Annotated in this window: 10 protein-coding genes; 5 read left to right on the forward strand and 5 right to left on the reverse strand. The window is 63.5% G+C overall.

Annotation, left to right across the window (positions count from 1 at the left end):
- The coding region (locus KBY88_RS11850) for a hypothetical protein (protein WP_254940148.1) at positions 1–457 on the forward strand (457 nt) is incomplete at its 5' end.
- A gap of 51 nt (positions 458–508) precedes the next feature.
- Here KBY88_RS11850 and KBY88_RS11855 read toward each other — a convergent pair.
- Entirely contained in the window at positions 509–1543 is a 1035-nt protein-coding gene (locus tag KBY88_RS11855) for an IS5 family transposase (RefSeq protein ID WP_254940149.1), read from the reverse strand.
- Between the two features lie 1115 nt (positions 1544–2658).
- Between KBY88_RS11855 and KBY88_RS11860 the strand changes: the two genes are divergently transcribed.
- Together KBY88_RS11860 and KBY88_RS11865 are read left to right on the forward strand one after the other, a co-directional pair.
- Complete coding sequence (locus KBY88_RS11860; protein ID WP_254940150.1) at positions 2659–6651, forward strand: FG-GAP-like repeat-containing protein; 3993 nt, start codon at positions 2659–2661, stop codon at positions 6649–6651.
- A gap of 105 nt (positions 6652–6756) precedes the next feature.
- Positions 6757–10281, forward strand: a complete 3525-nt coding sequence (locus KBY88_RS11865; protein WP_254940151.1) for a DNA polymerase III subunit alpha — start codon at positions 6757–6759, stop codon at positions 10279–10281.
- Positions 10282–10292: 11 nt separating this feature from the next.
- Here KBY88_RS11865 and KBY88_RS11870 read toward each other — a convergent pair whose 3' ends face one another.
- The 3 genes from KBY88_RS11870 to ruvA all read right to left on the reverse strand — a co-directional run bounded on the left by KBY88_RS11870 (position 10293) and on the right by ruvA (position 11714).
- Positions 10293–10730, reverse strand: a complete 438-nt coding sequence (locus KBY88_RS11870; protein ID WP_254940152.1) for a PAM68 family protein — start codon at positions 10728–10730, stop codon at positions 10293–10295.
- An 8-nt stretch (positions 10731–10738) separates the two neighbouring features.
- Positions 10739–11008 (reverse strand): 30S ribosomal protein S15, encoded by a 270-nt coding sequence (rpsO, locus tag KBY88_RS11875; RefSeq protein ID WP_254940153.1) that lies wholly within the window; start codon positions 11006–11008, stop codon positions 10739–10741.
- A 61-nt stretch (positions 11009–11069) separates the two neighbouring features.
- Positions 11070–11714: a Holliday junction branch migration protein RuvA gene (ruvA, locus tag KBY88_RS11880; protein WP_254940154.1), complete on the reverse strand. Its 645-nt coding sequence runs from the start codon at positions 11712–11714 to the stop codon at positions 11070–11072.
- Positions 11715–11736: 22 nt separating this feature from the next.
- Between ruvA and KBY88_RS11885 the strand changes: the two genes are divergently transcribed.
- Complete coding sequence (locus KBY88_RS11885; protein ID WP_254940155.1) at positions 11737–12192, forward strand: hypothetical protein; 456 nt, start codon at positions 11737–11739, stop codon at positions 12190–12192.
- Here the strand turns inward: KBY88_RS11885 and KBY88_RS11890 are convergent.
- Positions 12137–13060 carry a DMT family transporter gene (locus KBY88_RS11890; protein ID WP_315858129.1) on the reverse strand — a complete coding sequence of 308 codons (924 nt, stop codon included), beginning with the start codon at positions 13058–13060 and terminating at the stop codon, positions 12137–12139. The genes KBY88_RS11885 and KBY88_RS11890 overlap by 56 nt on opposite strands.
- Before the next feature lie 34 nt (positions 13061–13094).
- On the opposite strand from KBY88_RS11890, the gene dnaG reads away from it, so the two are divergent.
- The gene (dnaG, locus tag KBY88_RS11895; protein ID WP_254940156.1) at positions 13095–15215 is read left to right on the forward strand and encodes a DNA primase; all 2121 of its coding nucleotides are present in this window, start codon (positions 13095–13097) and stop codon (positions 15213–15215) included.
- The last annotated feature ends 27 nt before the right edge of the window (positions 15216–15242 follow it).

Raw genomic sequence — 15242 nt, forward strand, 5'->3', positions numbered from 1 at the left:
CCTGATCGGTTGGGCCTCCAACGCCAGCGCCTACGACGCCCTGCTGCACCAGGTGTTTGGGGCTGCGGGCACAGAGGCCTCCACCTGGAGCCTGAACGCCGGCGCCCTGCGCGAGCAGCTGCTCGGCGCTGGGCTGGGGCTGGCGCTGGAGCTTCTCCCCGCCGGAGCGCTTCCGGGCCTGCGCGGCGCCTACACCGCTGTGGCCCCCGGTGGTAGCGAGCGCGTTTATCTCAATACCAGCTGGCTGCAGAACGCAGGTAACCACCACACTTTCGGCGGCTGGCGACGACGCGACGGGGTGCTGAGGCCGGATTGCCGGGTCGCTGGATTCAATCGTGGTCTCTATCGCCTTCATGACCAACTCCAGACTCATGCCAGGGGACCTCGAAATATTGCCACTTTTGAGGCTATATTGAGAAGCCGCAAGGAAATCCTCTGCACGTGCAGATGCTCCTGACGACTGGCATCAATTACTTCAAGTGGAATCGTTTGTCTCCCTGTCGAATGATCAGGAAGCCGGCGTTGCCTTTGAGTTGCAATGCAGGTATCGAAGAAAGTTGTAAGTCAGATTACGCAGTACCCACCAGGCTCTCGTTCTGGCCAATCCAATCCGCCTTGTCAGCTTGCCGCGCATGCAGGTTGTGATTGCACCAAAGACGTGCTCAACCCTTGCCCGCACGCTTGATCGGACCTTGTTGCGCTCTTGGGCTTCTTCGCTCAAGGGATGGCAGCGTGAGCCCTTTTCATGAATTCTGCTCTCAAAACCAGCCATATCCAGTAGATCCTCATACCGCATGCCGGCGTAGCCAGAATCAGCCCAGACGAAGTCATCCCTGTTCTCAGGGTCTAGCACCTGCGTAAGCATCTGGCTGTCGTGAATGTTCAATGGGGTAATGGAAAATCTTCGAATGAAGCCGTGAGTGGCATCAATGCAAATGCTGTTCTTGTATCCGTAATGGCTGATACCATTCTTCTTGACCCAGCGGGCGTCAGTGCCCTTCTGGCGCAATCGGTCTGGCTTGTCCAGCCACTTCTCTGGGATGGCTCCATCCTTAATGGTCTTGTTCTCCTCCCTTGAGTTTCGCTGTTTGGGAACAGGTACCAGTGTTGCATCGATGATCTGCCCTCCGCGGGCCTCCAGTCCCTCGGACTGCGGGTGCTCCTCAAAACGTTCAAAGAGCTCATCGATAACACCCGCCTTGCGGAGTCGCTCGCGGAAGAAGGCAATCGTGGTGGCATCAGGAATGGTGTTCATCACTCCCAGTCCGACAAATTCCTCGAATGAGCGTCTGTCGTTGACTTGAATTTCCAGCTCCTCATCGCTGAGGTTGAACAGCTGCTGAAGCACCAGCATCTTGAAGAGGATGAGCGGATCAATCCTCTTCCGGCCAGCATTGCTCTTCCGCTCATGGCTGTAACCCTGTTCCAGCAGTGGCCTGAAGGCTTCCCAAGGAATCGTCTCGGATAGGGTCGCTAACGTAGGCTTCTTCTGCTGAAGCCTGTGGATGCGCTTCTCCTCATCCCAGAATCCACGCTGTCCCATTCAGCTGTGTTGAACTGAACCAATTCTATTGCTTATTTCAAAGTCTGTCAGGGAGCGACGTAGATTTTTCGAGGTGCCCGCCAGTCATCCTGCTGCGAAGTATACTCAGATAGCTGGCACTTAGTTCTATACGAAAGCAGTCGAAGCCTTGCCACCGGAATATAGCCTAGAGCTATATTGTTCATTCCGTACGCTGAGCGAGCAGCTGCTCCTGGGCGTAGAGCCAACCCAGGCTGTGTAGGCTCCAACGCCTTTAATATGCGCAGATTGCCAGATATAATGTCACGGCTGGCAGCCGTGCCGCCGAAACGCATCACGTAGGCTTGTTCCCCAAGCAAAGTCTTGAAGACTCGTTCAGCCTTGTGTTGTTTGGCTGGGATGCAAGGTCTTGTCTTTGTCACCTTCAAAGCCATGGCCCGTGAGATCTCTCGCCAAGTGTTCGATTTGCAGGCAGATCCGTTGTTACTGAGTGCACAGCAGCATTCAATCTCCTCGTCGTTCAATCAAGCTACGAAACGGCTCAGTATTCAGCCTGTCATGGACCCTGAAATTGAGTGAGTCTGCATGAAACCCTCTGATCTCTGGTTGGCAAACCTGGATCTATGCTTAATCGTAGAAGTGCTACTACAGAGTGCGCAAGGGGTTGGATGGATGTGCATCGCACCACCTCTGACAGCCTCCTCCATTATCGCCTGTTCATGGTCAGCGTCTTAGGCCAGCTGCCCAAGACCGGTCTTTGCACCCCTACCGCACCGTGTCCGCTAAATCGCGCGCGATCGGCTCACCGCGCACCGCAGCAGCGGCTGCACCAACTGCGTGAACGACTTACATACAATGCAAGCGGCACCTGCCGAGTGGGCCACGAGGAGATATAGCAGCGTCGCCTGAATTCCTGCCTGCAGAACAATGACACAGGTATAAAGAATGATGAAGATCTGAGCGCCAATGCAGTTGTGGTGAATTAAGCTGATGATGAAAAGCATACTCGTCATTTCTAGGCGGTTTCTCGCTGGACTTGTTGATAGTTTTTGAGAGTCATAGAGTGTAGATAGTCACTCTTCTGGAGGGGGAAGACACCTGCCTGTACCGCAGCCGGCCCATCAAAGGATCTGTTCATGGCATTGATCAACGCCGTCTCCACCTCCACTCTTGCCCCGTTGCCCGTTGGTGAGATCCAACTCGCCGATGGGGAGATCAGAAGTGGGCACCCCTCCAGTGTTACTAGCCTGAGCGGCGCACTCGGCGCGAGCGCTTCTGGTTGGTTCGGGTTCGTCCCTGGCACGCCGATGGCTGCCGATCCCAGCTCTCCCGGCAACAGAACATCCCGCCTCGTCACGGGCGACCTCAACAACGACGGTTACCCCGATATCGCCGCCGCGCACGGTTACCGCACGGCCGGCCTGTACCTCAACAACGGCGACCAGTCGTTCGCTCCTGAGGCGGTGCTCTCGGAGTCCTGGTGGCCCGTCTCCCAGAACATCGGTGCCACTTCCATCGCCCTTGGCGACCTTGACCTGGACGGCAACCTCGACCTGGTCATCCCCATCTATGGCGACCACTACATCGGGCGCAACATCCAGCTCTACCGGGGCCTTGGCGACGGCAGCTTCACCCCCTGGCCCGTCGACAACGGAATCATCATGTCCAGCGGCGCGAACCCGATGTTCGCCGGCATTGCTGACTTCAACGGTGATGGCCGCCCGGATGTCGTGGTGAGTCACAACAATGGGGGATGGCCGGTGGACGTCCTCACACAGGCCGCGAATGGTTCCTTCTCAGTATCTGACTCAGATCGGGCGGGCCAGAACCCGCAGTATTTCGATCTGGCCGACTTCAACGAGGACGGCGCACCGGATGTGGTCGTGGGCGCCCTCTATAGTGGTGTACTCGTCTTTCTCAACGACGCCAACGGGCTAGGCACCCTTCACAGGGAGGGAGGAACTTACCTATCTCCTCAGCACCATTATGTGGTGGCCGCCGACTTCAATGGCGACGGTCACAAAGACATCGCCGCACGCGGCAACGTGGATGCGCTCATCTCCATCCTCTTCGGGGACGGTACCGGCAACTTCCCTTCCACGGCCAGCTTCACTGTCGGAGGTATCGACGGGTATCTCGCCGTGGCGGACATCAACAACGATGGTGCCAGCGACCTCGTGGTTGCCTCCACCTCCACCAAATCGGTCGACCTGCTTCTTAACGACGGCAACGGACATTTTGGCGCGGCCATCTCCACCGTCCTTACCGCGGAGCCCTGGGGCGTCGCTGTGGATGACTTCGACCAGGACGGCTGGGCTGATGTAGCTGTTTCACGAAGCGATAACACTATCCAAATCCTCTGGAACACGGGAAGGATCGATGTGAAACCAGCCTCTTTCACTTTGGTTGAGAATAGTTCGGCCAACACCCTCGTCGGAACCGTCATTGCCAGCGGTGAAGCTCCTTTGTCCTTTGCTATCACTGCGGGCAACAGCGACCCCGACGGCGACAACCACCTCTCCTTCGCCATCAACCCCACCACCGGAGTGATCACCGTCAACGACAGCGGTGACCTCGACTACGAGACAACACCTCAATTCAATCTCCAAGTCACGGCAACCGATACCAACGGACTGTCCGATACCGCCCCAGTAACCGTCACCCTCATCAACGTGGACGAGCCGGGCAACGAGCGCCCAGAAGCACAAGACGCGACTTTCACTATACCCGAAAACAGTGCTAACGGCACCGCCGTAGGCATCGTCACCGCCACCGATGTCGATGCAGGAGACACCCTCACCTATGCCATTACTGCGGGCAACGGCAATCCTGATGGAGACAGTCAATTCGCCTTTGGGATCGACAGTTCAACCGGGGAAGTTATTGTCAATGATAGCGATGACCTCGACTTCAAGTCCACGCCCACCTTTAACCTGAGCGTCACGGTTACTGATAGCGGGGGGCTTTTCGATGCCGCCTCCCTCACCATCAACCTCAGCGACAGTTTTGAACAGGTAGGAACACCAGGAGATGACGTCCTCTTGGGCACCTTTGGCAATGATGTCCTCAACGGTTTAGCCGGAGACGATACTCTCAGCGGCGGTGCCGGTAACGACACCCTCAACGGCGGAGATGGCATCGATCGCATTAAGGAACAAGGGGATGTCAACTTCACCCTCAGCGATCTTCAACTCATCGGACTGGGGACAGATGCCCTCATCAGCATCGAACGGGCCAGCCTCAGCGGCGGATCTGGCAACAACACCCTCAATGCTTCTGCCTTCACCCGCGGGGCCGTCGCCCTCAGCGGCGGAGCGGGCGACGACCACCTGATCGGCCCCAGGGAGGCCGGCACCTGCCGCTTCACCGGTGGGCCTGGCAACGACACCTTCACAGGCGGGATTGGCTGCGACGCCCTCGTCGAAGTCGGCGACACCAACTTCACCCTGGGTGCCACCCAGTTGACCGGCAATGGAACGGACAGCTTCACCAGCATGGACATCGCCTACCTCATTGGCGGGCAAGGCAACAACCGCCTGGATGTCACCGGCTTCACTGGCAGTCACACCATTCTCGACGGCCGAGGCGGCAACGACACCCTTGTGGGTGGTGTCGCCTACGACTGGGTCCGCAGCCAAGCCGACAGCGACTTCACCCTCAGCGACAGACAGTTGATCGGCAATGGCATCGACACCTTGATCGGCATCGATGCCGCGATTCTCATCGGGGGGGGCAGCGCCAACACGCTGGATGTCTCCGCCTTCACCGGTCACCAGACCATCCTCGAAGGCGGCGGTGGCGACGACACCCTGATCGGGCGCACCGGCGGCCTCGACCGGGTGCGCGCCCGCGGAGATGTCGACTTCACCCTCACCAACAGCCAACTCACCGGCCAAGGCACCGACCAGCTCACAGCCATTGACGAGGCCGTGTTGATCGGTGGGTCCAGTGCCAACACGCTGGATGTCTCCGCCTTCACCGGAGCCCTGACCATCCTCGAAGGCGGCGGTGGCGACGACACCCTGATCGGCCGCACCGGCGGCCTCGACCGGGTGCGCGCCCGCGGAGATGTCAACTTCACCCTCACCAACAGCCAACTCACGGGCCAGGGCACCGACAGCCTCCTGAACATCGATCAGGCCCAGCTCATCGGCGATGGCAGCGCCAACACCCTGGATGCCTCCGCCTTCACCCAGGGCAGCGTCTTCCTTTACGGCGAGAGCGGCGATGACACGCTGCGTGGTGGCCACGGAAACGACCACCTTGAGGGCGGCTCTGGCGACGACATCCTGAGCGGTGGGGCCGGGCGCGATCGCATCGTCGGGCGCGGCGACACCAACTTCACCCTGACAGCCAAACAGTTGAGCGGCCTGGGAACCGACAGCTTCGACGGCATCGAAGACGCCCTGCTGATCGGCGGCCCCGGCGCCAACACCCTGGACGGCTCGGGCTTCACCGGCGCGCTTGTCATCTACGAAGGCAAGGCCGGCGACGATATCTACATTGGCCGTGCCACCGGCAGCGACTGCGTGCGCGCCCGCGGAGATGCCGACTTCACCCTCACCAACAGCCAACTCACCGGCCTGGGTACCGACAGCCTCCAGGACATTGACCAGGCCCAACTGATCGGCTACTCCGGCTCCAACCGCTTTGACGCCAGCGCCTTCACCCTCGGACCGGTGGCATTAAACGCCGGATCCGGCAACGACACGCTGATTGGCGGCGGCGGCAAAGACACCCTGATCGGCGGTTCCGGCCTTGATCTCCTCACCGGCGGCGGTGGCAACGACAGTCTCACCGGTGGCAGCGGTGCCGATCGATTCCGCTTCTCAGATCCGCTCAATGCCGCCAGCAACCGCGACACGATCACGGATTTCTCCGTCGCCCAAGGCGACAGCATCGAGCTGGAAAACTCCGTGTTCACGGCTTTTGCAGGAGCCGGCGCCTTTGATCCGGCTGCCTTTGCTGTCGGAGCTTCCGCCACCACCAGCGCCCAGTGCCTGCTGTATGACAGCGCCAGCGGTCTGCTCTCCTATGACGCCGATGGCAACGGCGCCGGGGCCTCGATCGCGTTTGCGCAGTTGACGCCAGGCCTGGCGCTCAGCAGCGCTCAGTTCGTCGTCATCTAGCCGTCCATTGGCCCCCCAGATCTGGTGTGCATTGCTGGTCAAGCCCCAGAAAATGCCTTGATCTAGTGTTTCAGCCCTTAGGCTGAAGATCGCCTCGCCGCCCCCTTGGCCTTCGTTCCCCTCCACAACCACAGCGACTACAGCCTCCTGGATGGGGCCAGCCAGCTGCCGGCGATGGTGGAGCGCGCCGTGGAGTTGGGCATGCCCGCCCTGGCGCTCACCGACCACGGGGTGATGTATGGCGCGATTGAGCTCCTGAAGCTGTGCACGAAGGCCGGCATCAAGCCGATCATCGGCAATGAGATGTATGTGATCAACGGCTCGATCGACGATCCCTGGGTTAAAGGTGAGCGCCGATACCACCTGGTGGTGCTGGCCAAGAACGTCACCGGCTACCGCAACCTGGTGAAGCTCACCAGCATCAGCCACCTGCGCGGCATGCGTGGGCGTGGCATTTTCGCGCGCGCCTGCATCGACAAGGCCACCCTGGAGCGCCATAGCGAGGGGCTGATCCTGGCCACCGCCTGCCTCGGCGGTGAGATTCCCCAGGCGATTCTTCACAGCCGCCCCGAGGTGGCCCGGGAGGTGGCCCGCTGGTACCAGGAGCGCTTCGGCGACGACTTCTACCTGGAGATCCAGGACCACGGCTCCCCGGAGGACCGGATCGTCAACGTGGAGATGGTGCGCATCGCCCGGGAGTTGGGGATCGCGTTGATTGCCACCAACGACGCCCATTACCTCAGCAGCGCCGATGTGGAGGCCCACGACGCCCTGCTCTGCGTCCTCACCGGCAAGCTCGTCAGTGATGTCAAACGCCTGCGCTACACGGGCACCGAATACATCAAGAGCGAGATGGAGATGGGGCGGTTGTTTGCCGATCACCTCGAACCGGATGTGTTGGCTGAAGCGATGGCCAACACGGTCAAGGTGGCCGACAAGGTCGAGGCCTACGACATCCTGGGCCGCTACCAGATGCCGCGCTTCCCGATCCCCGAAGGCCACACGCCGGTCAGTTATCTCAGTGAGGTGGCCGAACTCGGATTGCGCCAGCGGCTTGAGCTCTCCGCCACCGCTCCGATCGAGCCGCTCTACGCCGAGCGACTGGCTTTCGAACTGCAGGTGATGGAGCAGATGGGCTTCCCCACCTACTTTCTGGTGGTGTGGGATTACACCCGCTTCGCCCGCGACAACGGGATCCCCGTTGGTCCCGGTCGGGGCTCGGCGGCGGGGTCGTTGGTGGCCTACGCCCTGGGAATCACCAACATCGATCCGGTCAGCAACGGGCTGCTGTTCGAGCGCTTTCTCAACCCCGAACGCAAGTCGATGCCTGACATCGACACCGATTTCTGCATCGAGCGTCGCGGAGAGGTGATCGACTACGTCACCAAACGCTACGGCGAAGACAAGGTCGCCCAGATCATCACCTTCAACCGCATGACCTCCAAGGCGGTGCTCAAGGATGTGGCCCGGGTGCTCGACATTCCCTACGGCGATGCCGATCGCCTGGCTAAGCTGATTCCGGTGGTGCGCGGCAAGCCCGCCAAATTGGCCCAGATGATCGGGGCCGATTCCCCGGCTCCGGAATTCCGAGAGAAGTACGAGAACGATCCGATCGTGCGCCGCTGGGTCGACATGGCCCGGCGCATCGAGGGCACCAACAAAACCTTCGGGGTGCATGCGGCGGGAGTGGTGATCGCCGCCGAACCCCTCGATGAACTGGTGCCGTTGCAACGCAACAACGACGGCCAGGTGATCACCCAGTACTTCATGGAAGACGTGGAGGCGATGGGCCTCCTGAAGATGGACTTCCTGGGACTGAAGAACCTCACGATGATCGAGAAAACCGTCGAGCTGGTGCGCGAGCAGATCGGTGAGCGAATCGATCCCGATCGCCTACCCCCGGAAGATGAGAGCACCTTTGCCCTGCTTGCGCGTGGCGACCTCGAAGGCATCTTCCAGCTCGAATCAAGCGGTATGCGCCAAATCGTGCGCGACCTCAAGCCTTCCTCCCTCGAAGACATCTCCTCAATCCTGGCGCTCTACCGGCCTGGCCCCCTCGATGCCGGTTTGATCCCCAAATTCATCAACCGCAAGCACGGCCGCGAAGCGATCGATTTCGCCTGTCCGGCCCTGGAGCCGATTCTCAAGGAAACCTACGGAATCATGGTCTACCAGGAGCAGATCATGCGCATCGCCCAGGATCTGGCCGGCTATTCCCTCGGAGAGGCCGACCTGCTGCGGCGGGCGATGGGCAAGAAGAAGAAAAGCGAGATGGAAAAGCACCAGAGCCTGTTCGTGCAAGGGGCCACCGACCGTGGTGTCAATCAGCGGGTGGCGGAGGGGCTGTTCGAGCAGATGGTGCTGTTCGCCGAGTACTGCTTCAACAAGAGTCATTCCACCGCCTATGGCGCGCTCACCTACCAGACCGCCTATCTCAAGGCCCACTATCCGGTGGCCTACATGGCCGCCCTGCTCACGGTCAATGCCGGCGCCACCGACAAGGTGCAGCGTTACATCGCCAACTGCCAGGCCATGGGCATCGAAGTGACGCCACCGGACCTCAATGCCTCCGGCATCGACTTCACCCCCACCGGTGGACGCATCCTGTTTGGCCTCTCCGCCGTACGCAACCTCGGTGATGGCGCCATCCGCACCCTGATCGAGGAGCGGGCCAACGGCCCGTTTGTCTCCCTCGCTGACCTCTGTGATCGGATCCCCAGCAGTGCCCTCAACCGGAGGGGGCTGGAGTCACTGATCCATTGCGGTGCCCTCGACAACCTTGAGCCGAACGCCAACCGCGCCCAGCTGATGGCTGATCTCGATCTGATCCTCGATTGGGCCAGCTCCCGCGCCAAGGACCGCGCCAGTGGCCAGGGCAACCTGTTCGATCTCTTCGCGGCGGCCGCCCCCACTGAGGCGGGTCCCGCCGCCCTGGCTGATATCAGCACAGCCCCCAGGGCGGCTCCGGTGAGCGATTACCCCCCGAACGAGAAATTACGACTGGAGAAGGAGTTGGTCGGTTTCTACCTCTCCGATCACCCGCTCAAGCAACTCACCCGTCCGGTGCGCCTTCTCGCGCCGATCGGCCTGGCCAGCCTGGAGGAACAGCCCGACAAGGCCCGCGTCAGCGTGGTGGCGATGGTGCCGGAGCTGCGCCAGGTCAACACGCGCAAGGGCGATCGCATGGCGGTGCTGCAACTCGAGGACCTCAGCGGCAGTTGCGAGGCGGTGGTCTTTCCCAAGACCTACGCCCGCCTGGCGGATCACCTGATGGTGGATGCGCGCTTGATGATCTGGGCGAGCGTCGATCGCCGCGATGATCGCGTGCAGCTGATTGTTGACGACTGCCGCGCCATTGACGACCTTCAGGTGCTGTTGGTGGAGTTGCTGGCCGAGCAGGCCAACGACATCGCCGTGCAGCACCGGCTCAGGGAGTGTCTCACGCTGCACCGCAACGAACTGGATCAGGCGGGCCGGCGGGTGCCCGTGGTGGCACTGGTGCGCCGCGACGCTGAAACCCGCTACGTCCGCCTGGGCCATCAGTTCTGTGTCAACGACGCCAGGGCCGCCATGGGCACCCTCGCCCAGGCGGCCTTCACAGCCCGGCTGAGTGCACCGCTCTCAGCCTAAATCCCCGGGGCTCAAGCACGTCCGCTGGAGCGCAGGCGCGCGAGGTTGACGTTGATCTGCTCGAAACCAAGAAGGCTGCCGGGGGCCTCTTCCCAACTGGCGGAAAACACGCCGTAGCTGAGGCCCACCAGCCCCAGCAGAAACAAGCCCCCTGAGCTCACCAAGGTGAGGCCGGGGGGGATGTCGAGCAGGCCCTTGCTCACCAGCATGTAACTGACCACGAACACCCCCATGCCCAGCGTGGTGGGAAGACCGGTGGCCAGGGCAATGCGACGCACCATGCGCTGAGCCACCACCGCTGGAATGCCCTGGACCGGGGAGGGGGGGCCTGCCTCGGTGGAAACCGAGCGGCCAAAGGCGGTCTTGACCGAGCTCGCCTGGGCGGAGCGGGACGCCTTGTTGCCTGAGGGGGCAGCTCCACCGCCCTGCTTGCTGCGCTGGCGTCCCATGGCCGGCTTCAGCCCCGGATGCCGAGGGACTTGATCAGGGTGCTGTAGCGCGACTCACTGATCGAGCGCAGGTAGGCAAGCAGGCGCTTGCGGCGGCCGATCAGTTTGAGCAGACCCTGGCGGGAGGAGAAATCGTGCTTGTTCTGTTGCAGGTGCCCGGTGAGCTGGGTGATGCGCTCGCTCAGCATCGCCACCTGGACTTCCGCTGAACCGGTGTCGGTTCCGTGGGTCTGGTGGATGTTGATGAGTTCCTGCTTTTTGGTGGTGTCGAGAGGCATGCGCGGCGTCTGGCCCTGACGGAGCAAACCAACAACTTACCGCCCCGTCCGCCCCGATTCCTCAGGCCGCCGGTTGAGACAGCCAGCGCAGTGATTCCCGTAGCCAGTCATCGGCGCTGGAGCTGGGCTCGAGCCCCTGGGCGCCCACGCCCCGCAGGGCACGGTTGATCTCCAAAGCCTCGTAGCCCAGGGCTCCCAAGGTGATCTGAACCTCCTCCCGCGTCGGTCCCTGCAGGGTGGGGCCCTCAAGATCCATCTCTTGAGCGCGCGCGAAGGTCTCGGTGGCAAAGCGTTCCCCCAGCTTGCCCCGCAGCTCCACCGAAAGGCGCTCGGCCGTGCGCTTGCCCACGCCGGGGGCCGAGCTGAGCAGGCGCAGGTCCGCCTGCACGATCGCGCGCACCAGCGTCTCGGGCTCCAGGCACCCCAGCAGGCCCAGCGCCAGTTGGGGCCCAACTCCGCTCACGGCCACCAGTTCCCGGAACAGATCGCGTTCGCCGCGCTCGCTGAAGCCATAGAGCGTCCAGGCGTCCTCGCGGATCACCTGGTGAATGACCAGGGTCAGCTCGGCCCCGGAGGCTGGCAACGCAATCCAGTGGCGGCTGCTGATCTGCACCTCATAGCCCACCCCCTGGCAGAGCAGGAGCAGGCCGTGGCGGCTGCCCTGCTGCCAGCGATCGGCCAGTCGCCCTTGCAGCCAGCCGATCATGGGAAGACCTCAGACGGCCCCCATGCTGCCCGGTCTGCCAACCCTGGCCCACCTGCGCTCCGTTCTGCTCGCCCTGGGGCTGAGCGCCCTGCTGGCACTCAGCGGCTGCGACCGCCTCGCCCAGCCCCCCCAGCGGGTGTTGCTGCAGGCCCTCGGGCTCCAGATTGCCCTCACCCAGCGCTCGATCGCCGAGGCCCTCAACCTCGAGCCTGGGGGCCTGCCGGACGTGAGCCGCGTGCGTGTGGAGCACCAGGAGGGCCTGGCGATGGGAGACCAGCGGGGTGTACGGCTTGAAGGACGCTTCGACTGGCGCCTGGCCGGCGATCCGATTCGCGTCGACAGCCCCTTTGAGCTCTATCTGCAGCGGGGCGAGAAGGGCCAGAGCTGGCGACTGGCCAGGCCCAGCGGCAGCGGCGACGGCGTCAACCAGAACTGGCTGACCTACCCCCTGCCCCTGCGGGGGGAGCACCCAGGCTGAGCAGGGTGGCGGCCAGCACGAGAGCTGCCCCGAGCACGGTCCAGCCGTTGGGGTGCTCGGCGAAGAACAGCCAGCCCCAGAGAGCCGCCAGCACCACCTGGACGTAGCTCATCGCCGTGGCCCGCGCCGCCGGCAGCGCCATCAGCCCCTTGGTGAGTCCGATCTGCCCCAACTGCGTGAACAACCCCACCCCCACAAGCCAGAGCAACTCGCTGGCCGTGGGCAGCACTGGTTGCAGGGCCACCAGGGGCAGGGTGAGCGGGATCGCCACCAGGGGGAAATAGAAGACGATCACCAGGGGGTGCTCGCTGCGCCCCAGCGCCCTCACACTCACGTAGGCGAGGGCGGTGAGCAAGGCGCCGGCCACCCCCAGCAGCAGCGGCAGCAGCGGCAGCGCCGAAGCCTGGCCCGTGAGCCAGCTGGGTTGGGCCACCACCAGCACCCCCAGCCAGCCCAGGGCCATGGCCAGCAGCAGCTGCGGCGCCAGGTGCTCCCGCAGGGTCAACCAGGCCAGCAGGGCCGTGAAGGTGGGGTAGAGGTACTGGAGCACCGTGGCTGAAGCCAGCGGCAGGTGGGTGAGGGCCCCATAGACGCACCCCAGGGCGGCCGTGCCAATGACCCCGCGCAGGATCAACATGCCCTTGCGCTCACCCCAGATCGGCAGGTGGCGGCGACGAAGGAGCCACCAGCTCAGCAGCACGCTGACCAGAGCCCGGGCCAGCACCACCTCCGCCACCGATAGGCGACTGCCCACCGCCTTGACGCAGACGCCCATCAGATTGAAGGCCAGGGCACTGGCGAGCATCCACAGCAGGGCCTGACCCTCCCCTCCCCACTTCTGGTGTCCTGGGGCAGAATGGGTTCCCACCCCACTCCACAGGTGGTGTGCCGGATCCAATCCCTTGAGCCTGCCGCGCCTCCACCCCCGCACGATCGATGCCGTCAAGGAGCGTGCAGACATCGTCGATGTGGTGGGTGAGCACGTGGTGCTCAAGAAGAAGGGGCGCGAGTTCGTGGGGATCTGCCCCTTCCACGACGACAAATCGCCGTCGATGACGGTGTCACCGGCCAAGCAGTTCTACTACTGCTTCTCCTGCGGCGCCGGCGGCAACGCGATCAAGTTCCTGATGGAACTGCAACACCACAGCTTCAGCGATGTGGTGCTGGAGCTGGCGCGCAAGTACCAGCTGCCGGTGGAAACCCTCGACGGCCCCCAGCAGGAGCGCCTGCGCAAGCAGCTCTCGCGTCAGGAGCAGCTGCACCGGGTGCTGGGCCTGGCCAGCGGCTGGTTCCGCGCCCAGCTGCGCAGCCCCGAGGGGGCCGGCGCCCTGGCCTACCTCAAGGAGCAGCGGGGCCTGAGCGAAACCACCCTGGAGGCCTTCGAGCTGGGCTACGCCCCCGAGCGCTGGGATGGGCTGCTGAGCCACCTGCAGCAGGTGGAGGGGTTCAGTCCTGAGCTGCTGGAGGCCGCCGGTCTGGTGGTGCCGCGCAAGGGCCAGTCGGGCGAGAACGGCCGGGGTTTCTACGACCGCTTCCGCCACCGGGTGATGGTGCCGATCCGTGACCGCCAGGGCCGGGTGATCGGTTTCGGGGGCCGCAGCCTCGATGGTGGTGAGCCCAAATACCTCAACTCCCCGGAGACGGAGGTGTTCGAGAAGGGCAAGCATCTGTTCGGGCTCGATCGCGCCAGCAGTGCGATCCGCAAGGATGACCAGGCGGTGGTGGTGGAGGGCTACTTCGATGTGATTGCCCTGCACGCCGCCGGCATCACCAACGCCGTCGCGGCCCTGGGCACCGCCCTCAGCAGCCAGCAGATCACCCAGCTCTGCCGCTGCTGCGACAGCCGCCGGCTGGTGCTCAATTTCGACACCGACGGGGCGGGGGTGCGGGCGGCCCAGCGGGCGATCGGCGAGGTGGAGCAGCTGGCCCTGCAGGGGCAGGTGGAGCTGCGGGTGCTGCAGCTGCCCGCCGGCAAGGACCCCGATGAGTTCCTCAAGGACCATGGAGCCGGGGAGTATCGCGCCCTGCTGGAGCAGGCACCCCAGTGGCTCGACTGGCAGATCGAGCAGGCCCTTGAGGGCAAGGACCTGGCCAGGGCCGACCAGTTCCAGCAGGCGGTGCAGGCCCTGGTGGCCCTGCTGGGCAAGCTGCCCCAGAGCGCCCTGCGCAGCCATTACCTGCAGACGGTGGCCGAACGCCTCTCCGGCGGCCAGGCCCGCGTCGCCCGCCAGCTCGAAGACGATCTGCGCCTGCAGGTGAAAGGCCAGCGCTGGCATGGCCGCGCCGCCCGCTGGGAGCAGCCTGGCGAGATCGGCCAACGGGAGCGGGCTGAGGCGGAGCTGCTCCGCCTCTACCTTCACTGCGGTCCCTACCGCGGGGCGATCCGCAGCGAGTTGCGCCGTCGGGAGCTCGATGAATTCGCGCTCCAGCACCACCGCCTGCTCTGGGCCACCCTCAGCGAGATCGAGGAAGACAACCTCGGCGCCGGCCGCCTGGAGGCTGTCAACCGTGGAACCGATCCCGGCACCGACCTGGCGGATCTGGATCTGCCCCGGCTGCTCACCGACCGGCTGCTGGTGGAGGAGAGCGCCCTGCTCAACCGGCTCACCCCACTGCTGGAGCCCAGTGAACTGCAGCGCATGGGCCTCGCCCAGCCGCTTCTGCAGCTGCGCGGCACCACGGCGACCCTGGAGCGCCAGCGCAGTCTCAAGCGGTGCCGCCACCTGCTCGATGCCTGGCGTTCCCAGCGGCTCTTGACCCTGGAGCAGTGCATTGCCCAGTTGCTGGAGCAGGAGCGCCAGGACCCCACCGAATCGGCCCTGGCCGCCCCAGGGCCATCGGCTGCGGAGGCGCTGACGGCGGTGGGCCTCGACATGGAATCGCGCATTGCCGCCATGTTCAGCGCGCTCAACGGCGATGCCCTGCGGTTCCAGGAGCTCTATTACAACGAGCGCAAGCACATCCGCCATCTGGACCAGCAACGCTGCGCCGGGCTGGAGGAAGTCGTGCGGCAGGCGAGTTGAGGCCGCTCTGAATCAAGGGCGGTCCCC

This window comes from Cyanobium sp. Morenito 9A2, from assembly GCF_024345575.1.
GTDB lineage: Bacteria > Cyanobacteriota > Cyanobacteriia > PCC-6307 > Cyanobiaceae > ATX-6F1.

What these genes read in the sequence shown, in the direction of transcription:
- KBY88_RS11860 (WP_254940150.1), top strand. Translation starts at nt 2,659, where the DNA reads ATGGCATTGATCAACGCCGTCTCCACCTCCACTCTTGCCCCGTTGCCC.
- KBY88_RS11855 (WP_254940149.1), bottom strand. Translation starts at nt 1,543, where the DNA reads ATGGGACAGCGTGGATTCTGGGATGAGGAGAAGCGCATCCACAGGCTT.
- rpsO (WP_254940153.1), bottom strand. Translation starts at nt 11,008, where the DNA reads ATGCCTCTCGACACCACCAAAAAGCAGGAACTCATCAACATCCACCAG.
- ruvA (WP_254940154.1), bottom strand. Translation starts at nt 11,714, where the DNA reads ATGATCGGCTGGCTGCAAGGGCGACTGGCCGATCGCTGGCAGCAGGGC.
- KBY88_RS11885 (WP_254940155.1), top strand. Translation starts at nt 11,737, where the DNA reads ATGCTGCCCGGTCTGCCAACCCTGGCCCACCTGCGCTCCGTTCTGCTC.
- KBY88_RS11870 (WP_254940152.1), bottom strand. Translation starts at nt 10,730, where the DNA reads ATGGGACGCCAGCGCAGCAAGCAGGGCGGTGGAGCTGCCCCCTCAGGC.